At 43.7% G+C, this 20,259-nt stretch carries 15 protein-coding genes and 1 pseudogene; 7 read left to right on the top strand and 9 right to left on the bottom strand.

Annotated elements, in window-relative coordinates; genetic code table 11:
* Position 1 precedes the first annotated feature (1 nt).
* Positions 2-751, bottom strand: coding sequence for a UTRA domain-containing protein (locus GN241_14520; protein XAT58466.1), 750 nt, complete (start codon positions 749-751; stop codon positions 2-4).
* A 680-nt stretch (positions 752-1,431) separates the two neighbouring features.
* Here GN241_14520 and GN241_14515 point away from each other — a divergent pair.
* The gene (locus tag GN241_14515) at positions 1,432-2,631 is read left to right on the top strand and encodes a tyrosine-type recombinase/integrase (GenBank protein XAT58465.1); all 1,200 of its coding nucleotides are present in this window, start codon (positions 1,432-1,434) and stop codon (positions 2,629-2,631) included.
* Here the strand turns inward: GN241_14515 and GN241_14510 are convergent.
* Together GN241_14510 and GN241_14505 are read right to left on the bottom strand one after the other, a co-directional pair.
* Positions 2,620-4,560 (bottom strand): hypothetical protein, encoded by a 1,941-nt coding sequence (locus GN241_14510; GenBank protein XAT58464.1) that lies wholly within the window; start codon positions 4,558-4,560, stop codon positions 2,620-2,622. The two genes, GN241_14515 and GN241_14510, sit on opposite strands and share 12 nt — an antisense overlap.
* A gap of 758 nt (positions 4,561-5,318) precedes the next feature.
* Positions 5,319-8,492 (bottom strand): hypothetical protein, encoded by a 3,174-nt coding sequence (locus GN241_14505; protein XAT58463.1) that lies wholly within the window; start codon positions 8,490-8,492, stop codon positions 5,319-5,321.
* Positions 8,493-8,595: 103 nt separating this feature from the next.
* On the opposite strand from GN241_14505, the gene GN241_14500 reads away from it, so the two are divergent.
* From GN241_14500 to GN241_14490, 3 genes are all read left to right on the top strand, one after another.
* A complete protein-coding gene (locus tag GN241_14500; GenBank protein ID XAT58462.1) occupies positions 8,596-10,626 on the top strand; it encodes a tetratricopeptide repeat protein in 2,031 nt (676 codons plus the stop codon).
* Positions 10,627-11,828: 1,202 nt separating this feature from the next.
* On the top strand, positions 11,829-12,614 hold the full coding sequence (locus GN241_14495) for a tyrosine-type recombinase/integrase (protein ID XAT59302.1): 786 nt from the start codon (positions 11,829-11,831) through the stop codon (positions 12,612-12,614).
* 15 nt (positions 12,615-12,629) lie between these two features.
* Entirely contained in the window at positions 12,630-13,568 is a 939-nt protein-coding gene (locus GN241_14490) for a hypothetical protein (GenBank protein XAT58461.1), read from the top strand.
* Positions 13,569-14,178: 610 nt separating this feature from the next.
* Here GN241_14490 and GN241_14485 read toward each other — a convergent pair.
* From GN241_14485 to GN241_14465, 5 genes and pseudogenes are all read right to left on the bottom strand, one after another.
* Positions 14,179-14,985 (bottom strand): IS630 family transposase, encoded by an 807-nt coding sequence (locus GN241_14485; GenBank protein XAT59301.1) that lies wholly within the window; start codon positions 14,983-14,985, stop codon positions 14,179-14,181.
* A 269-nt stretch (positions 14,986-15,254) separates the two neighbouring features.
* Positions 15,255-16,387: pseudogene (locus GN241_14480) on the bottom strand (IS3 family transposase).
* Positions 16,388-16,488: 101 nt separating this feature from the next.
* The gene (locus GN241_14475; GenBank protein XAT58460.1) at positions 16,489-16,821 is read right to left on the bottom strand and encodes a nuclear transport factor 2 family protein; all 333 of its coding nucleotides are present in this window, start codon (positions 16,819-16,821) and stop codon (positions 16,489-16,491) included.
* Positions 16,822-16,877: 56 nt separating this feature from the next.
* Positions 16,878-17,171, bottom strand: a complete 294-nt coding sequence (locus GN241_14470; protein XAT58459.1) for a hypothetical protein — start codon at positions 17,169-17,171, stop codon at positions 16,878-16,880.
* A 79-nt stretch (positions 17,172-17,250) separates the two neighbouring features.
* On the bottom strand, positions 17,251-17,613 hold the full coding sequence (locus GN241_14465) for a DUF3764 domain-containing protein (protein ID XAT58458.1): 363 nt from the start codon (positions 17,611-17,613) through the stop codon (positions 17,251-17,253).
* 265 nt (positions 17,614-17,878) lie between these two features.
* Between GN241_14465 and GN241_14460 the strand changes: the two genes are divergently transcribed.
* Positions 17,879-18,478, top strand: coding sequence for a glutathione S-transferase (locus GN241_14460; protein XAT58457.1), 600 nt, complete (start codon positions 17,879-17,881; stop codon positions 18,476-18,478).
* A gap of 270 nt (positions 18,479-18,748) precedes the next feature.
* Here GN241_14460 and GN241_14455 read toward each other — a convergent pair whose 3' ends face one another.
* Complete coding sequence (locus GN241_14455) at positions 18,749-19,078, bottom strand: hypothetical protein (GenBank protein ID XAT58456.1); 330 nt, start codon at positions 19,076-19,078, stop codon at positions 18,749-18,751.
* A 114-nt stretch (positions 19,079-19,192) separates the two neighbouring features.
* On the opposite strand from GN241_14455, the gene GN241_14450 reads away from it, so the two are divergent.
* Positions 19,193-19,504, top strand: coding sequence for a hypothetical protein (locus GN241_14450; GenBank protein XAT58455.1), 312 nt, complete (start codon positions 19,193-19,195; stop codon positions 19,502-19,504).
* Positions 19,505-19,687: 183 nt separating this feature from the next.
* A complete protein-coding gene (locus GN241_14445) occupies positions 19,688-20,155 on the top strand; it encodes a hypothetical protein (protein ID XAT58454.1) in 468 nt (155 codons plus the stop codon).
* Positions 20,156-20,259 lie beyond the last annotated feature (104 nt).

The following is a 20,259-nucleotide window of genomic DNA, read 5'->3' as shown; positions in this document are numbered from 1 at the left end:
GCTAAAGTCGTCGTCGCATGAGATCAATCGAGAATTGAAACGATTCCGGATGGTGGATTGATTGTAGGTATTCGACGACACGGTCCTGTGCCGTCAACGTCAGACGGACCGAGATTAACAACGCACTTCCAGGTGCGACGTTCAAAAGTTCGGCCTCTTCTTGCGTTGCCAGTTTGGCCTTGATGTCTTGCTTGGCCTTGACAACATCAATCGAAAATTCTTCCTCGAGCACCTTGTAAACCTTGATGTCGGTCAACCGATGCTCTTGCAGCTTCAGGCCAATCTCGGGGGGGTAATAAGCCTGTTCGATTGCCATTGGCTCATCGTTTGCTGTCCGCAAACGCCTAAGTTGCCAAACAGCGCGTTCGCCTAATGCTTCGCTGATCTCCTGATCCTGATCGGCTGTCATTCCTTGTGACAAAATTTCGGCACCTGCCTCGTACTTATCGATCTCGGCCAATTCTTGAAAACCAAGCAAATTTCCAACCCAGCTTTCTTGAACATTGGTCCGCATAAAGGTGCCTTGGCCGCGTTTGCGGGTGAACACACCTTCCTCGACCAATGGCGCGATAGCATTTCGGATCGTCACACGGCTCACGTTGAAAATCTCGCCCAACTCGGCTTCGGTTTTCAAACGGCCCTCTTCATTGATCAAATCGCCAATGACCGACCGTTCTTTAATCAGGCTTCTAACCTGAATATGCAGAGGTACAGGCTTTGCTGGCGCACTATGATATTTTGGTGTTGTCATTTTCTCTCCCACTTCAAAAGTAGTAACTTTTGGATCATATGTCAATAAATGTATTAAATTTTCAAAATTACCATCACTTTCAACAGACTACGGCCTTTATTGGCCACCTTTCCACGTCTGGTTTCGCTCGTTTTTACCAATTTCTTGCATCAACTCGTCCATTAACGGTCAGGTTTGGTCCACGGCCCGTTTGCGATTCTTGTCCCAGAAAATCGACAGCTTTGCGCCTCTCAATGGCTTGTCGTCCGCCAACTAGTTACTATGTCCGTTTGCAGCAAATGGGTAGTTTGGGAATTCTCGGTTCTGGCCTCTCCGAGTGGCTGGTATGGGGAAAGCCGTTGCACTGCCAAAAGAACACTGCTGCACCTGCGAAAGAATGCTGCGTTAGCGAAGGTTGAAAGTCCAAGGTCGGTTTTGTCCGCATAGCTGACCTTTGAGCTCACTGCAGCTAATGACGGCAGAGGTAGGAAGCCAGACCTGGCAGGTGAGTCACCGTGGACCGCTTTTGGGACCGCTTTTCCAAAATAGCATCTCAATAAGGTATTGATAATAAACAACCTTATTTAAGTTCAGTCGCATCCCCGGTGCGCCACTATCATCAGACTTAAGCAGTCTACCGATAGATAACCTACTGATAACATTCTCATAAGTAACTTTGCCTTAGTATTGGGCTGGAGAGAATGTTGACCAGATTACTGACCAAAAAAGTCCCTTACACGTTTAACCGTGCTGGGTATTACTACTTCTCAAGACGGGTTCCCGCTGATCTTTTGAGCCATTACTCCTATCCTCGTATTGTTCAGGGCCTTAAGACGAGGTCTGCGCAGACTGCTAAATCAAGGGCTTTGGTTGCTGCGGCTAAATTAGATGAATACTGGTCTCATCTTAGAATGACCGACCCTGATCTTATTGGGCGTAGTTTGTTAAAGTCGGGATATGGTTCATTTGCCCGGAATACTCAGCTTGATGTGTCTACTGCCATTGAGCAATGTATTTCGCTCTCTGACGCTTTAGAAACCTATGTCACGCAGAAGGGTGCTGGTAAGCCAAAGAGCTTTGAGGCTGCGACCCAAAGAGCCTGTACTTATCTTGTAGATGCCTGTGGAGCCAAGACCTTAGCTGAGTACACAAGAGCAGATGCTCTGCGTTATAGAGATTACCTCATTGCCAAGGGGCTGGTTGGCTCGAGCGTTGGCAGGGTAATCAGTTCTATCAGAGCCGTCTTTAACTTCGCCATCTCTGAGTATGCGCTTGATCTCAAGAACCCCTTTGTAGGTATGTACTTTGATAAATCGGCTGGAGTAAGTAAGCGGCTTCCCATACCGATAGAAGACATCCGCAAAGTCCAAAACCAGTGCCGCTTAATGGATGATGACCTAAGGTGGCTGGTGGCTTTGGTCTCAGATACGGGTATGCGCTTGGCAGAAGGCGCTGGGCTGCTGAAGAGTGATATAATCCTAGATGCAGACATACCTCACATAAGCCTTAAACCGCATCCCTGGAGGCCGCTAAAGACATCTGGCAGCAAACGAGATATACCGCTTGTAGGAGCCTCTCTATGGGCCGCTCAGAGGCTCTCAGAGACCTTTCCGGACAGCCCCTATGCTTTTCCAAGATACAACAGGAGAGACGCTACCAACTCTAACTCAGCTAGTGCCGCATTAAACAAATGGCTGCATCAGTACGTGCCTGAGGGTTGTACAATGCATAGCTTCCGGCATTCGATGAGAGATCGTCTGAGGGCGGTAGAATGCCCGTCTGATGTGATTGATCAAATAGGCGGTTGGGCAACTGAGGGAGTAGGGCAGGGGTATGGTGAGGGATATTCAGTTCAAGTTCTTAATAACTGGTTAACCAGAATAAATTCTTTACCAACCTAAACTGTCCATTAATTCAGTAATTTTTACTGCTTTTTCGTTCCATATAAAGTGAAAGGGATTATCCCCTGATAACCACATTTCTCGTGTATACTTATTTCGTACAGTCCTGAACTCAGACAAATATTGGTTAACTTTTTGGTCATCGCCTCGAGCTTTGGCTGCATATATCGCAAAGATATAAGCATACCCGGCGTTGCCGCAGTATGGTTTAAAGCACTCATCTTTTTCTCGAGATTTATTTTTAGAAATTATTCTTAAGGCAAGTTGTTCAGACGTATCGAAATCTTCGTTCAAATAACTTGTGTTCATATAAAATGCTGTGAAGGTATCTCCTGGATTTTCGTCTATTTCAAACAAACGAGCAAATGAATCTGTAGCTTTTCTAAAGTTATTAGTAAACGAAAATACTTCTCCTGCTAAGCCAAATTGGTAAGCATCATCAGTGATAAGCTGATAGCCTTTTTCAGCAGATTCTAAAGCACTCTCTAAGCCTCCCCACTTCATTTTGTTATCAGTTTTCAAATTTAGTAAATAAAGGGATGACAAGAAATAACTTTTTGCGAGGTACGCATCTGCTTTATTTGGGTTAATTTCTATTGCTTTTTTTGCAAATTTTATAGCGTCCAACATACAAATGGTCCCGCCGGTGAATTGATCATTACCAGACCCCCTGCACAAACCCAATCGCATTTTATAATGATACTTCCAAGCCTGACTGACATTGTGAGTGTAACCCTCTGGGTTTATCGCATATAGTTTTTCTACGGCTTCTTGATACGGAGGATATGAGTCTCTTGACCATTTTTCTCGCTCCTTGGCAGCAAAATGCAATAATCTTAATTCTTCAATGGTTTCTACGCCTTCATTGGAAACTCGAACTTTGTCTTCCTCGAGTTCAAAACTATTCAAAACTGAAATCACCAGTTCGTCTTGTATTTTGAAAAAGTCTTTGGTTTTGGTATTTTTAAAGTCCGAAAAAATGACTGAGCCATCTTCAAGGTTGCGTATGCCAACGCTGGTCCGCATATCATTTCCAAATACAGTAATTGAACCATCTAGCACAAAACGTGCGCCATATTTAGACAAAATTTCCTCATCGCTCAAATTCTGTTCTTGAATGATCTGCGATGTATTCTTTGAGAGTACCCTTAAATTCTCATAACCAGACAAACCACTCACAAAAACACTTAACATACTATCAGCCAAAAACTCTTTGTTTTCACCATCAGTTAAATATTCGAATGGTTTGACTAGAAGGATTCTTCCTTCAAAGTCATTGGCTTTATCTGCATTTTGTTGATTAATGACAAAACCGATTGCCAAAACGACAGCCGTTAAAAATGCAACCGATCCAATAATCAATGATGACGAAAAGCTTCGTTTAGATTTAATTTTTCGTTTCTGAGAAGGATTAAGTAAGACATCGTATGCATGAAATTGGTTCTGTTTGACCTTTTGAACGCCCAGATCGTTAAATGTCATCTTTGTTTTGGGGACCACCAAGTCGTAGATGCTTTTTGATATACATACGCCGTTTGGCTGAGATAACGCCTCAAGGCGAGCAGCTATATTAACTCCATCTCCTAATAAATTACCTTCTCTAGATACAACGTCACCAATGTTGATGCCGATCCTGTATTCAAGTTTTGTTGAGGTCTTTTCAGATTGATTTCGTTCATTAATCTTGGTTTGAAATTCTACTGCACATTCAACCGCATTTACTGCACTTGGAAATTCAGCTAGCACTGAATCTCCCGCCGTATTGAAAATTGAACCCCTTCTTTTATCCAAAAGGCTCTTCAGGATTTTCTCACATTCAGAATAAGCTTTTAAGGTAGCGTCTTCGTCTTTCTCCATATGCTTACTGTAGCCAACAACATCAGCCACAAGGATCACTGCAATCTTCCGGTCAATTACTTCAGTAGACATGAAAAGCCCCACGTTTTTCTAGAAGAATGATTACACTTGGGCTTCATATAGTCCAGTGTGATACTGCAGCATGTTAAAAAGTCGCAGGACATTCCAGATATTGAGACAAATAATCTGGTCAACATTCTCTCCAGCCCAATACTAAGGCAAAGTTACTTATGAGAATGTTATCAGTAGGTTATCTATCGGTAGACTGCTTAAGTCTGATGATAGTGGCGCACCGGGGAGGTAGTTCTACTCCTAATACCTGCGCTGAGTTACTGCTAACATCCTGATATCATTAGGTACAGCATCCCTGAGTTCATCACAATAAGGCGTATTCTGGTCAGTAATCTGGTCAGTAATCGCTGGGGGGGCCAGTGCCATGGGGGTATACCGGGGTACTGTACTCAGCCATGACCTGCGATTGGGTTATGGCAACTGTCATCGGCTTGGATCAGGCTGTTTCATCGGGGCTTGACAGTTTTATCTGTGCGGTAGGATGGCGGCTCTGTGCATCACTCAAGCAATTATCCAAGCTGATACACGATCCTGCTGCTTGATGCTGATTATCCCAGAATATTGTTAATGCTTCATCAGGCTACGGGGCGTGGGCCATAGCCGGTTATGGGGTTGCTATATCTGTGGTCTGCCAGCGATTAGTCTTGTAATCTCGTAAACCACTTTGGGCTAGGTTTCGGGGTTAGTTGACCGCCCTGCTAATCCTTATTGTGACAGGTTCCTATAAGTACCTATAGCACCTTGTCACATTAACGGTATTACTCCCCCGAAACTTCAGGCTCAGGCCCGTAGAGATACTTCAGATTAAATTCAGTGATAGCACCTTCACCCCAGCCAGCGGTTAAATAGGCTTCGGCTTCTTCATCAGTCCACGGGGTGTAGATGCTGGTGGTGGGGGAGCCTGAGTAGTCTTTGGGTAGGAAAAGGTGTTGGTGGGTGGTCTTACGTTTATCACCAGCTTTAAAGGTGGCTATTTGAGTAGCGGTGCGAACAAGATCAGGGAGTTGTGTTAAAAGCCGCTTTGGGTTGGAGGCTTTGGAGCGTTGCACTAACTTCTTGATCGCTTCTTTAGATAATTCCAAATCAGGCCGCATCTTTTCCAATCCTAGCGTTGTCAGCGGAATATCACCCTTTTTGATCAGTTCCATTTCAAGCCTGTCAGGCATCAGATCATTAAACTCAATCAGATGATCCACTGGCATCTCGACAGGCAGGTTTGAAAGCAAGAATACACGTTTCTGATATTCAGCCCATACTAATCGTAATCGGGCTATTGCCTGAACTGTCTCTGCTTCCCTGATTTGCTTTTGCACTGCCTCAATACGGGGATCACTGAAGGCAGGAATTGTAATAGCCGAAGCAGTATGTGGGCTACGCTTAGACAGCCAATATTCAACCTGATCCGAAGGTAGGTTTTCTAAGTCATCATATCCCAGAGGATTGCCTGAGTTACCAAAGATGGCTCTTGCTTGTCGTTCAATATCATCCAAAGGCGGTTGGTTCCTGCCTGTGATGAAGATCACTGACTTATCCTCATAAGCATTTGACCCACGCAAGGACATAAAATGCGCCACTGCTACACCTTCATCAAGCTTGGGGTGAACTCGCAACTGATCACATAAGTCTTTATGCGCCACGAGTAGCGGACTTTCTCCAGCCTTCACCCACTCATTCAGGATCGTAATCAGGGCTGCTATGTCGTTGTGCTGAGGATCATAGGATGGATCAGATAAGTTCTGTTGCTCTTGTCCAATCCTGTTGTTCCAAAAGCTATTGCTGCCTGTACGATCATATACCTGACTGACCACAGCCAATTGGCGAACATCGATCTGATGATGTTGCAAGGCTGGTAGGTAGGCTTCTGTAATGATGGAGTCAGCCGTTGCGTCTAAATAAAGTACTGGCGTGGTGCGAGGCACTCTTGTTGGCTTATGCTCACAGATTACGATCTCGTTCTTTCGGCGGTTATAGGCCAACTGCCCGAAGCTGTCTCTACCCTGATCCTCAATCTCCCGTGCTGCGATCTCAAGTAATTTGGTCAGAGCCTTATATTGCTTGGCGGATCTCACGTTGCGGCTTTGCGCAGTGTCAGCACTGAATGGAGTAGCTGGATTTAACCCTTCAATTGATACGGCGTTAAACTCAAAGGCTCCTATGTCTTTGGCTCGCAGGTAAGATAAATCACCTTGATGTTCGGTTAGGCACTCCAACAGATCGAAGCCTAAATTGGGAATGCCGTTTACACGAACATGCTGAGTTACTTCACCAACTGGGATGGATGGCATATTACTAACTGCAGAGGACAGAAACGCTTCATCTATTATGACTAAATCAGGCTCTGTTTGGCGCTCAAACTCGTTTCTGCTCAGGAACAACGAGGCGTGGGTATAGATGCGGATCGTATTCTCAACGCCTATATCGCTGCTCGTTTGCCTGAACTGATCTAAATAGGCACAACTGCTCAAGAAGCTGCATTGCTCTCTAGAGGTTCGGCTAAGACAGGCATTGCCATAGATGCTGTGGCCCTTCTCTTCCAAATCCCTGACATAATCAGCCCTTTGGCACATAATCGGGTGTTTGTATGCTCTGGCCTCATTATCCCACTCGCCACCAGTACGGGGATAAACATGAATGACATTGGCATTTATGCCTTCTAAGCTTTTCGTCCACTCATCTGCCAGATCATGACGGGGAACATAGACTTCGATCTTCTGACGGTATTTGCCCTCAAGATAGGCTTTTAGATGGGTTATGGTCTTTTTGGTTTTACCTGCGCCCATTGTAAGGCGAATAGCGGCTCTTGGCTTAGACCCTTCCGTTAAATCCCCAAAGAACTTATCCAAAATGTTATTGAGTTCTAATTGTGCCTGAATGGTTCCAACAAGCTTTGGACGCTCTGCTTTGCCTGTACCAGCTACAAGCGTTGTTCTGTCTGAACGGGACACAAAGTCATAAGCACCCCTTTCGAGTTCCTGTAACCGTGCTTTGGCCTTTGATGCTGCATCAGCGATTGTCCAAGCACCACGCTCAGAGACAATGCTTATATCTGCTTCTTCGCAAAAACGGCTCCAAAGGACAGTGGTAACTTCTTCTTCGCTGGGTGTGTGCTTGGCAGTCACCAATTCACGCATAACCTCATTGGATAGAAGGAACATCAATTGCTCCCTACCATTTATTGCCAAACCCGTATCTGGATCACGGGTAATATCGGCAGGGTCTAGTAGTCCTGATTTATCACTGGATCGTTGTCGTGATGCGGCCTGAGTAACGGCGGTTCTAGACGCGAGGTTTGCTGGAACAGGAACTATTGATACCCCGTTACCAGCTTCAAACAGACCAGACCGATTGGGATACGGATCAATAGCACCAGCTATAAAGCGAGGATTGGCAGTCAGGTGGATTTGGATGGGATTAAACAGCCGCAGATCAACAGGGCAGCCAGACAGCCACGCCTTCATTTCATCATCAGAGCAGGGTCTTTCCAGCCAGAACCATAGATGCACCCTGATACCAGCCTTGATTCCCATGCTGGATGAAAAATGATACCAGCAGTCAACAGATTGGAACTCGATTGGAAGCTGCTCAATGGCATATGATAGCATTGCCTGTTGATCGTTAATATCTCCATCCCAAGCAAGGCTATCGATGTCGATCATGCACCATTGGCGAAGTGTAGCAGTGAAGGTAGTTTTATTGCGTGGGACGGGGTTGGTTTTGCCTTCGATCAGTGATCCTCTGATGATCGTGCGTGTGGGATCATTCTCAAGCTTGTGCAATACCTTAGATAGGTTTTGAAGATTAGAAACTGGTTCTTCAGTTACGTTGAACTCTTTACCAATTGCAAATGATTGCTTTTTCAGATCAGGGCCACTGAAGGTTTTAACAAGAGAAGTATGATTGGCGGAGGTAAGGATACTAATGTCGTCGCTCATGGCCAACCTTTTCAAAACTTTTGCTAAAGTATAGGCTTGGCAGTATGAATTTACCAATGGCTCATACTCCCATAATGAGATTTGGATAAAGAAGGAAGTAAGTTTGGCAAAACTGTCAATTGATCAGGCACTTTTAAAAGCAAAGTCGCATGCCAAAAAAGGTGAAATTGCGGAAGCTAAGAAAATTTATTCGACCATACTAAATTCTTATCCAAAAAATATAAGGGCGAAAGAGGGTTTAGCTGCTCTATCAAAAAATATGCAAGAAAAACCAGCAGGAACATCTTTTCAGAATGCCATAAATAGTCTTCTGAAAAAATTTAATATTGGGGAATTTGAAGCCACATTTGATATGGCCACAAGGCTCTCGAAACAATTTCCAAACGCCTTTCAAATATGGCACATTTTAGGCATTACATCTGCTCAGCTAACAAGGTTTTCAATTGCGCATGACGCTTTTGATAAAGCCATACTCTTGAACCCAAAATTTGCTGATGCTTATAATAATAAAGCAGTAGTACTTAAAGAAATTGGTGAATTTGAGGAAGCTCTGATTTTATGTGAGAAGGCAATCGAATTAAATTCATCGTTTGCCGATGCATACAATGTCAAGGGCGTCATTCTTCAACTACAAAAAAAATTTGATAAATCTGTTGATGCTTTTACTCAAGCTATTAAATTTGATCCAAAATTTTCAAAAGCTTATAATAATTTGGGAACAAGCTTATTTCATATTGGAAAAGTTTTTCAATCTATCGACGCTTATAATAATGCAATAAAATACGCTCCATACTTTGCAGGTGCTTATTTCAATAAAGGCATTTCACTCAGATTTTTGGAGAATGACGATGAGGCACTAGAAGCTTTTAAAGAAGCCTGCAATCTGAAATCAGATTATTTTGAGGCACATAAAAATATTGGGGATTTATTGAGAGACCGTAATCAAGAAAAACTAGCATTTGAAGCATATGATCAAGCCTTAGAGATTAATCCACAATGTGCTGACGCATGGAATGGTAAAGGAAATATTTACAGAGATTTAGGTCAAACAGAAAATGCATTAAAAGCCTTTAAAACTGCTATCGAATTAGAGCCAGATAATGGAGCAGCTCATCTGAATTCAAGTTACTTAAAAAAATATACTATAAATGATCCACAACTAAATTTAGTAAAAAAATTGATCTGCGGGGCTGACCAGAGCAAAGAAAACCTGTGTCTATTGTACTATACTTACGGAAAAATGTGTGAGGACACTAATAATCTTGATTTAGCCTTTCAAAGTTATAAAGCAGCCGGTAAAATTAGGCAGGAAAGCTTAGGTTACGAATTTAAAAATGACCAAACTCTATTTGAAAAAATTAAAGCTCATCACAACAAAATTAAAAAACCTAGACCAAAAATCGAAAGGCTTTTGAAAGCCACACCCATTTTTATACTTGGAATGCCACGTTCGGGAACGACCCTAGTAGAACAAATACTGTCTAGTCACTCCCAAATATCAGCTGCGGGAGAGGCTCCCTATCTTATAAAACAAGGCGCTCCAATAAGCATTGGATACACAAATGTCACAGAAGAAATTATTATGAAGTTTAGAGATAATTACCTTCAAAGTATCGTTCAGCACGCCGCTGGCACGCCATTTGTAACCGATAAAACCCCTCACAATTTTTTGCATATTGGATTAATTTGTAAAGCTTTCCCCGAAGCAAAAATCATCCATGTCATGCGTGATCCAGCCGCTACTTGTTGGTCAAATTTCAAAAACCATTTTCGTTCAAAGGCTCTGGGATATAGCTGCGATTTACAAAACACGGTCGATTATTTTCTGCTATACAAAGACTTAATGTCGTTTTGGACAAAAAGTTACCACAACAAAATTTATAATTTGAATTATGAACATTTAACTTCTGAGCAAAATATAGAAACAAATAAACTTATCGAATATCTTGGGCTGGATTGGGAGGAGGCTTGCCTTTCTCCTCATAAAAACCCTAGAATTATAAAAACAGTTTCGAACGACCAAGTAAGAAATAAAGTTTATAAAGGCAGTTCTTCACAATGGAAGAAATTTAAACCATATCTTGATGACGTTTTCGATGATTTATATTCTCGTTCCGCACCGCTACTCAAATAGCCACCTTTAAAGCTGGTGATAAACGTAAGACCACCCACCAACACCTTTTCCTACCCAAAGACTATTCAGGCTCCCCCACCACCAGCATCTATACCCCGTGGACTGATGAAGAAGCCGAAGCCTATTTAACCGCTGGCTGGGGTGAAGGTGCTATCACTGAGTTTAATCTGAAGTATCTCTACGGGCCTGAGCCTGAAGTTTCGGGGGAGTAATACCGTTAATGTGACAAGGTGCTATAGGTACTTATAGGAACCTGTCCCTTTAAGGATCAGCAGGGCGGTCAACTAACCCCGAAACCTAGCCCAAAGTGGTTTACGAGATTACAAGACTAATCGCTGGCAGACCACAGGTATAGCAACCCCATAGCCCTCTATGACCCATGCCCGATACCCTGATGAAGCATTAACAAGATTCTGGGATAATCAGCATCAAGCAGCAGGATCGTGTATCAGCTTGGATAATTGCTTGAGTGATGCACAGAGCCGCCATCCTACCGCACAGATAAAACTGTCAAGCCCCGATGAAACAGCCTGATCCAAGCCGATGACAGTTGCCATAACCCAATCGCAGGTCATGGCTGAGTACAGTACCCCGGTATACCCCCATGGCACTGGCCCCCCCAGCGATTACTGACCAGATTACTGACCAGAATACGCCTTATTGTGATGAACTCAGGGATGCTGTACCTAATGATATCAGGATGTTAGCAGTAACTCAGCGCAGGTATTAGGAGTAGAACTACCTCCCCGGTGCGCCACTAACCTACATAACGCATTGTAATACCTCACTATTTTGACTTTAGTAGTGAGCCGTAGACCATGCTGGCAACCAAATCTAACAGTTACACATTCCAAAAGAGCGGCGTCTGGTATTTCTCCCGTCGAGTTCCCGCAGACTTACGGCGGCATTACAGAACGGGTAGGATTGCCTACTCGTTAAGAACCAAATCCATCAGGGATGCTCGGGTTAGGGCAATGAGCGATGCTGCTAAATTGGATCGGCATTGGCTTATTATGCGAATGTCGTCAGATGATATTCCGGGTAAGCATTTATTGGAGGAGCCTGCAGAAAAGAATGTTGGTCAGGGGCCAAGCCTATCTGATGCAGTGGTATTATACCTCCGATTGAAAGGGCAGAATAAGCCACCCGCTTTTGAAGCCACGTTGAAGCGAGGCTGCGGCTACTTAATCGATAGTTGCGGGATGAAGAATCTCCAAGGGTACACCCGCTCAGATGCTACGAAGTTCCGTGATTATCTATTCGCCAAAGGTCTTAACGGAGCATCTGTAGCAAGGATATTTGGTACTGTGAGAGCCGTTATAAACTTGGCCCTGAGTGAGTTTGGGCTATCAATCGTCAACCCATTCTCAAACGTCTATTTTGATCAAAGCCAAGGGGTTAAGAAACGCATTCCCGTAAAGCCTGAAGACATCGAGAAGGTTCAACAGAAGTGTTATAAAGCTGATGACGAAAAGCGGTGGCTTATTGCTCTGATAGCTGACACCGGCATACGCTTGGGTGAAGGCGCTGGGCTGTTAAGGTCAGATTTCGTAGAACGGGATGGTATTCTTTGCGTCAACATCACGCCGCATCCTTGGCGATCCTTGAAAACTTCCAGCAGTGAAAGGCTGGTTCCACTTGTTGGCTCGTCTAAGTGGGCCGCAGAACGGATATTAGCCCAATCGATAGAAAGTCGGTTTGCTTTCCCCAACTACAATGATGGCAAAAGAACTAACGCCAACTCAGCAAGTGCTGCCTTGAACAAGTGGCTTAAATCCAAGATTGGGCGAGGTTACACAATTCACAGCTTCAGGCATTCAATGCGTGATAGGTTGAGGGCGGTAGAATGCCCCAGCGAGATTATCGACCAGATTGGTGGCTGGCTAACGCACGGCGTTGGAAATAGCTATGGAAACGGATATCCGCCTGATATCCTAGCGGCCTGGTTGCGTAAAACTTTGTTTGATCACAGCACGAAAACTTTTTGACAATTTAAGGGTTAAATGAGACGTCTCCATAATCAAAACAGGAGCGACCGGATGTTTGTTGAAAAAGAGTTTATTTCAGAAGGTTCAACGCTAAGGGGTCGCTGGTATTCGGCTCAAACTAAGTCCGAAGCCCCATGCATCATAATGTGTCATGGCACCTCCGCCACAATAACAATGTGTTTGTCTGACTATGCATCTGAATTTCAAAAGAAGGGCTTTAATGTCTTTTTATTTGATCATGCTGGTTTTGGAAGGAGTGGTGGAAAGGAGCGTCAACTAATCAATCCTTGGCTCCAAGCAAAGGGAATTGCCGCTGCTGTTTCGTTTGTTAAAAAAAGAGATGGTGATCACAGTGGAAAAATTATCCTTTGGGGCGATAGTTTTGCAGGCATGCTTGTTCTTACAGTTGGTGCATTGGTCGAGGGGTTAGCGGGTATAGTTTCGTTCACCGCTTCCTGTGGATTAAGAATTGTTAACTTTGAAAACCCTAAAAAAGATTTCAAAACCTTTAAGACCATATTTGCCCAAGGGAAGTTTGATCAGTTGGAAGATTTGTCTAGAGAAGGCCCGATGCCAGTTGTGTCTGCTGATCAGGAAGCTAATCCTTCTTTGCTAACGCCGATACAAGCTTTTAAATGGTTTATAGAACAGGGTGGAAAATTTAATAGTGGTTGGGAAAATCAGGTGACGAGGGTAATACCTCGAACGGAGGTTCCTTTTACCCCGTTGCTTACGGCTCCGTTTATAAGTGCGCCAGTTTTAATGATGATTGGCAAGGATGATGAAATGCCACTCATCAGCCGGGATGTGCAGCTAGAGGTGTATAGCCGGATAGGAAGTGAAAAAGAGTTTTATGAAATTGATGGGGGTCATTTTGGTGCGATATATCCTCATTCCGAATTATTTCACGAGGCTGTTGCAAAGCAGAGTTCATTCATACAATCAATAACGTAAAGCTGTTTCAAGTCCTACCCGTTCTGTAATGCCGCCGTAAGTCTGCGGGAACTCGACGGGAGAAATACCAGACGCCGCTCTTTTGGAATGTGTAACTGTTAGATTTGGTTGCCAGCATGGTCTACGGCTCACTACTAAAGTCAAAATAGTGAGGTATTACAATGCGTTATGTAGGTTAGTGGCGCACCGGGGAGGTGATGGTTCCTCCGGTAGGAAACGACCCAACGCATTAACCCCACAAAACAAGGCTACTGCCTCATTTCGGTTCCTGCAACAGGCGTATTTTGGTCTACGGTTTGGTCTACGAAAGCTTGGGGGCGAGCGCCAAGGCCTACCTAGGGTTGCCGTATATGAGCCTGACCTGAGATTGGGTTATGGTTTTCGTCAAGTTGACGGTTTTGATTATGCCGGGGGATGAGGCTGACTGTGTACCTACGAGGGTTGGATGGTCTATTAGTATTCCTCTTTCTCGTAGAAGAAGAAAACAATGTAGGGAATGTAGGGAATGTAGCCCAATCCGAAAAGTCCCCACAGAAATCCCAGTAGAAAGTTTTCAGAAAGGGCTACACAGCCTACATCGCCTACATCAGTAGGTTAAGCAGGGTTGCAATTAGTGCCTGTATTTAACGAAGGTATCTTTACAATTATTAGAAACGCTGAATGAGGGCTTTACACGCTCTTTACCCCATATTTTATTACCAGCCCTGTGAGGGTAACGCCTGAAAAAATCATTTCGTTCTGAAAAATATGCATCAATCGCCTCCTTCATTTCTTTTGTTGACGAATAGTTGCTATTTTGGATCACAGCACGTGACATTCCACTGAAAACAGATTCTATGACATTTAAAAATTGTGCCCTAGCAGGTAATGGCCTCAAAATAATCTTCGGCAGTTGATTTTCGTTTCTATAAACTGGATCATTTAATTTTTTTAGTTCAGATAAAAAATAGCGTGACGAATGCCACGATGCTGCATCCCAAGAAAAATATAAAAATCTGCAATGATGGTATTTTTTTTGAAGGAAGTCTGCTAATTTGACCATCTCTTCGCTGTCTTTTTTTTGACTGTAAAAATATGATACTTGGTTATTTACCAATTCTAAAGCCGCAGTCATTATTATTTTACCCTTCGACTCCTGATACTGTTGTACAACTGGTCTGACGCCATTGGGCGTGAGTAATTTTCCACCTCGATGTCTAACTGAGATTGGGCCATATTCATCTATTGAAAAAAAACGGTCAGCAGGGCCAAGGCGTTGAAGTGTTCTAGTAATCTTTGCCAGTTTTTCTTTGTAGTTGGGGTCATTACTTGTTAACACCTCCCTGGTCTTCTTAAATCTATATCCCATTGCTCTAATAGCATGGGAAACATTTGATCTAGTAACTTTAAAATCTAGTCCCGATGAGCCTTGGTTTATGGTCGACGTCAACAAGTTTATTGTCCAAGTTGTTCGGTTAATACCATAAACACTGGGTGGCTCATGCAGAGTTTTTGAAACAACAGATTGGACATCTGCTCTCAGATGACGAGAGATGCGGTCTCTATATTTTTGGCCAGTAATGAAACTAAAGTTGTCACGCTTTCTTTCTAACATAATTCTGCGTAAATACCTTGTGCTAACATCGAAATAGATGGAAAGGATGTGATTTTTAAAACCTAGGCACATAGCTAAGGCTGTCCAGCCCCCTATATTCGTCCATTGATTTTTGGTTTCTCTAATAAGGTTTCTGGGACGGGTGGGCGCATGTTCAATGCATGGTGAGGTCTGAACTGGTTGTATTGCCTGAGCCAAACATTGATAGCGACCTGGGCTTGCCGTGTGGTGTGAAACCATTCGGCGTTGAGCACTTCTTTTCGCAAGGTGCCGTTAAAGCGTTCGTTGTATCCATTTTCCCAAGGGCTGCCCGGATAGATTTGCATTGGTTTGATGCCGATCCTCTTCAGCCAGTCCTGCAGATGCGTGGCAATGAACTCGGGTCCGTTGTCAGAGCGAATAAACTCTGGCTTACCATGTTTGATCAGCAGCGGGTGCAGTGTCTCCAAAACGTCGTTCGCATTCATTTTGGGTCTCACTGCCACGCAGAGCGCTTCACGGGTATATTCATCTAGAACCGTGAGCATTTTATAGCTGCGCCCATTGCTAAGCTTATCGTGCACAAAGTCGATCGCCCAAATATGGTTGGGGTGTGTGGGCCGCAGCCTGATGATGGAGCTGTCTTTATGATAAAGCCGTTTGCGCTTGTTGTGCCGGCGCGGCAGCTGCAAACCTTCTTCAATCCATAAGCGCTCGATCCTCTTGTGGTTAACACGCCAGCCTTCCATGCGCAGCAGAGCTGTGACTTTCCTATAACCATACCACCCATATTGCTTGGCCAGCCGGATCATCGCCAAGCGTAGTTCGTTGTCATCTACTGATTTGGCTTGATAGCGCAGACTTGAGCGGGCTACATCCAGAACAGCGCAAGCACGCCGCTCAGAAATATCCAGCTTTTGACGCGTATGAATAATAGCCTGACGAAGCTGAGCCCGCGTCAGGCCCGCGGCTTTAGATGATCAAGGCTCTCCTTCAGGATCACCTTGTCTAACTGCAAGTCAGCGACGATCTTCTTCAAGCGCTCGTTTTCTTTCTTGAGCGATTTCATCTCAGAAACCTGCGAACGAGAAAGGCCTCCAAACTTCTTACGCCAGTAATAATAACTCTTATCAGAAATCCCAGCTTTGCGACACGCACTCACAACGTCCAAACCATCGTGCAAATGAACATCAATCTCGCGTAACAACTTCAACACATCTTCATCAGAATAACGCTTTCGAGCCATGTTTCCTTACTCCCTTTGCCAATATATACTGGCACAGTTCTAGGGGGCTAAGACATGCTCCAATCAGGTCTTCAAAGATTATATAAGCGATGCGGTTGAGTTTAGGCCTTTGTAAATAGCGGTGTAGCGCCAGTTTCTGTTCGCCATAAAAGACCGTCCTTTAATAGATGTACGGTCAAAACTGCTTCCGTTGTATTGTCTTGGAACTCTGCTATAAAATGTTCCACGATGATTTCGCTATTCTCGTATAGACACCTGCGCTGATTACGTTGTGTCCCCGTGAGCCAACGTGTCATTATGTCTTCAAGTTCGTCAAATCCTTGCTCTTTACCTGTGGCATGAAAAATTCTCTTGTAATCAGGATGGTACAATTCCAACATTGCACCGATGTCTTGTTCGTCCCACGCTCTTTGATATTTTTCATAAAAGCTCATTGAGAACACCTACCTAATATTTGTTTATTAATGCTAAGAGCAATCTTTGCACGTGGTTATTCATCGATTAACATTCCGGAGATAGACCGCGTGTGTTGCTCTTCATCAGACCACTCTTCGAGCCAAGGGCGGATCGTATCTAAATGAGCAAGGGATACTTCTTGATCTTCTGAAATTTTTTCTATCGAAGGTGAAATTTTTACTAGATAAATTTCGCCATCGACCTCTGAAAGAAAACGTTGCTGATTGAATTGTCTCCTGCACCTCTGGTTATGAGATCTGAGTTCTTTGATAACATCTTCTAAATGATTGGGTTTGGGCTTAAACCTAACTATGTTCAAAACTTTCAAAACAAATTACCTTATAAAATTAACAACACCAATGCCTCAAGCGATATTCAGGCACACTACTGTTTGGGCTGTGCATTCACTACAAATAGGTATTACTCTCTGTCGTGTGGAGTAAATGACCCGACTCTAAAATCGATGCTTCATTTTCTGCCATAAACGCAGCTACCTTTGCATCATCTTCCACTTGGATTACCACACATACTTTTTGAAGATCATCCTCGTGAGGACCACGGAATAATGGCGTCATTCCTGCTGCGGCTTGCAGTTCACGGTGCGAGTCAAAGCTTTCAACCCACTCTTCAAATGTGTTGCTGATATTGAAGGTCATAACTTGGGTTTTCATTTTATAACTCCTATCTCCAGTATTTTGCTTCAGGATAACGCAGCGCACGGATATGTGGAGTCTTAAAAAAAACTCTAGCCTACTTAAAATAAAACTCATTATTAAATGCCTACCGTCGAAAAAAATTTGAGCGCAATACGCTCACACATCGCAAGGTTCTAGGTTTTTAGTTCCAACAACTATTAACCTTCCACATGCTCCACTCCTTACACCACCAAGCAGCCAAACCAAAACTAGCAGCATCAAGCTCAAGCCAATTAGGTATTTTCTTTGATTAAGTTTATATTTAAAAAAATATCTTATTAAAAAGCTTCATTAGTGCTAAAAAGGAAACCTCAAAATTAAAAAATGTAAAGCAGACGAGATGTACAAAATAATTGGTTCCGTCAAAAGTCGGGCGTTTCGAGTTTTATGGATGCTAGAAGAAATGGGTCTGACCTATGAATATACTCATGCGCCACCCCATTCAGAGTTAGTCAAACAATATAATCCCTCAGGCAAGATTCCAATTCTTATAGACCAAGGCGCAGTTATTACAGACTCAAACGCGATCATGACTTACCTAGCAGACAAACATCAGACATTGACTGCACCAGCCGGCTCAATTGAACGTGCGCATCAAGATGCACTTTCACATCAGATCATAGACGAAATTGATTCTGTTTTGTGGGCCGCCTCTCGTTCTTCGCTGGGCCTCAAGGAATTAGATAACTTCCCCAATATAAAAGACAGTTTCAAACAAGAATATAAACGAAACCTTGACCGTCTTGAAAAACAGATAAAAGGGTCGTTTTTAATGGGTGACAATCTTTCTTTACCTGATTTCATCCTTGGCCATTGCGCAGGTTGGGCACATGTCGCAAAATTTTCCACTGGGAGCAATAAGTTTGGGGCATACGTTAAAAGCTTAAGAAAACGACCGGCATACCAAACTGCAGCTCGATTAGATATGTCTGACGATTAAAAAGGTCCAAAGATCCTATCGATGGAGTGTGTGGAAGGTGTGGAGAATGGATAAACATGCGGAGCTATCAAATTCAAAGAAAGTTAAAAGCATTAGCACACTACAGGAACAAACTAGCGACGCAGACCGGCCTTTGGATGAGGCTTGGAGTGGATGATTACGATCTATACCCCTCACAAATCGAAAGAGTTCGTCTTTTTTTCAAACCAGTAAACAATTCCGATTGGTGTTTAAATCAAACATATAATTTAAATTCATCGTATTTTCTTATTATACAGATGACCATCCAAGTTGATCCATCATAGCTGTAATTTTTTCAAATTGCTCCTTCCAAATAAAACGAGCTGGATTATCACGACCCATCCACATTTCACGCGTGTATTCATTACGCACTGATCTGAAGTCTTGTAAATATTCATCCACTTTCTTCTGATCGTTGTTCTGATTAGCTTCATAGATTAAAAATATGTAAGCGTAAGCTGCGTTACCACAAAAAGGCTTGGTACAATTGTCAACTTCTCTAGAGTTATTCGTTTCAATTATTCTAAATGCTAACTCTCGCATTTTTTCTAAATCATTATTTAAATAACTGCTTACCATATAAAATCCGGTGAAAGTATCACCTGGATTATCGTCCAACTGAAAGAGTTTGGCGTAATCGCAATTTTGTGTGTGCTGACCCCGTTGAAACGAAAAACAGGAGATCTCCCCTAAATGGAAGAACAAACACCCCCAGTTCACTTAAGCCCAGAGACAGCCCAGTGGTGGGCGTCTGTTATGGATGAATACGCTCTGGAGCCGCATCATGTCCGGCTGCTGACGTTGGCCTGTGAGGCATATGACAGCGCGCAGCAAGCGCGTGAAGTTCTGCAGCGTGAAGGCAAGATATTCATAGATCGTTTCGATCAACCAAAACCGCGACCAGAAGTTGCAATTCAGCGAGATAGCGCAACTGGATTTGCGCGTATGCTTCGCGGTATGGACCTTGATATCGCCGCGCCGAAAAGGCTCGCCATCATAAAGTAAGCGACCAGGCGCGCGCCATTTGGGCCAGCGGGCGTAAGGAAATGATAGTGCTTTACCCTGATGGATCAGGCCTAGTTTGCGAGCCCGAATTGACCGTCGAGCTGGGCCTGCCGCAATTTATAACAATGCCAAACATGCGCGCACTGGCAGACGAATTATCTGAAACAAAATGAAAGAAACGTGATGTTAAAACTCGCTGAAATTGAAAACAAAAAACTGGCTGAGATTAAACTTGTCCAACTCGCTCAACAGGCAATGGTGCCAGAGTTTGAGGCCGCCGCCGATCTTGTCAGAAATGAGCTGGAGCCATTTCGCAAATATGGGCGCGTGCCTTTCGTTGGCGTTAGCGTCAAGAATGACGTCATCTGCATACGCGTAACTGTGCAAAAGACGTTTGCAAAGGCGGTGTCATACAATTGGCTGAATGAAAGCTACCGCGTAACGTCATCCGGCGGCTTGTTTTTCCATGATGGTTACAAAGAGCACTCTTTGGCTTGCGATGCAGGGCAAATTACGCAGCATTTTTTGGCATTGCATAAAGCTAAAATTACCGCGCGTTTTGAGACCGCGATGAAAGATAAGCGGCACGGCAGTGACAATGCCTACATCAAAGACGGTGAACAAAAATTAGACAGATCATCAGCGTTTTAATTTGTGACGTCAGGTGACTTTTTTTATGACGTTAGGTAACACTTTGACACATTAGGCCAAGAGCCGATGATCAAGTTCTAACATAACCTTCCCGTTTCTTGTTA

This window comes from Rhodobacteraceae bacterium IMCC1335 (assembly GCA_039640495.1).
Taxonomy (GTDB): domain Bacteria; phylum Pseudomonadota; class Alphaproteobacteria; order Rhodobacterales; family Rhodobacteraceae; genus Thalassovivens.
Note: the sequence above shows the minus strand (reverse complement) of the source record. Positions and strands in the feature narration are given on the sequence as shown.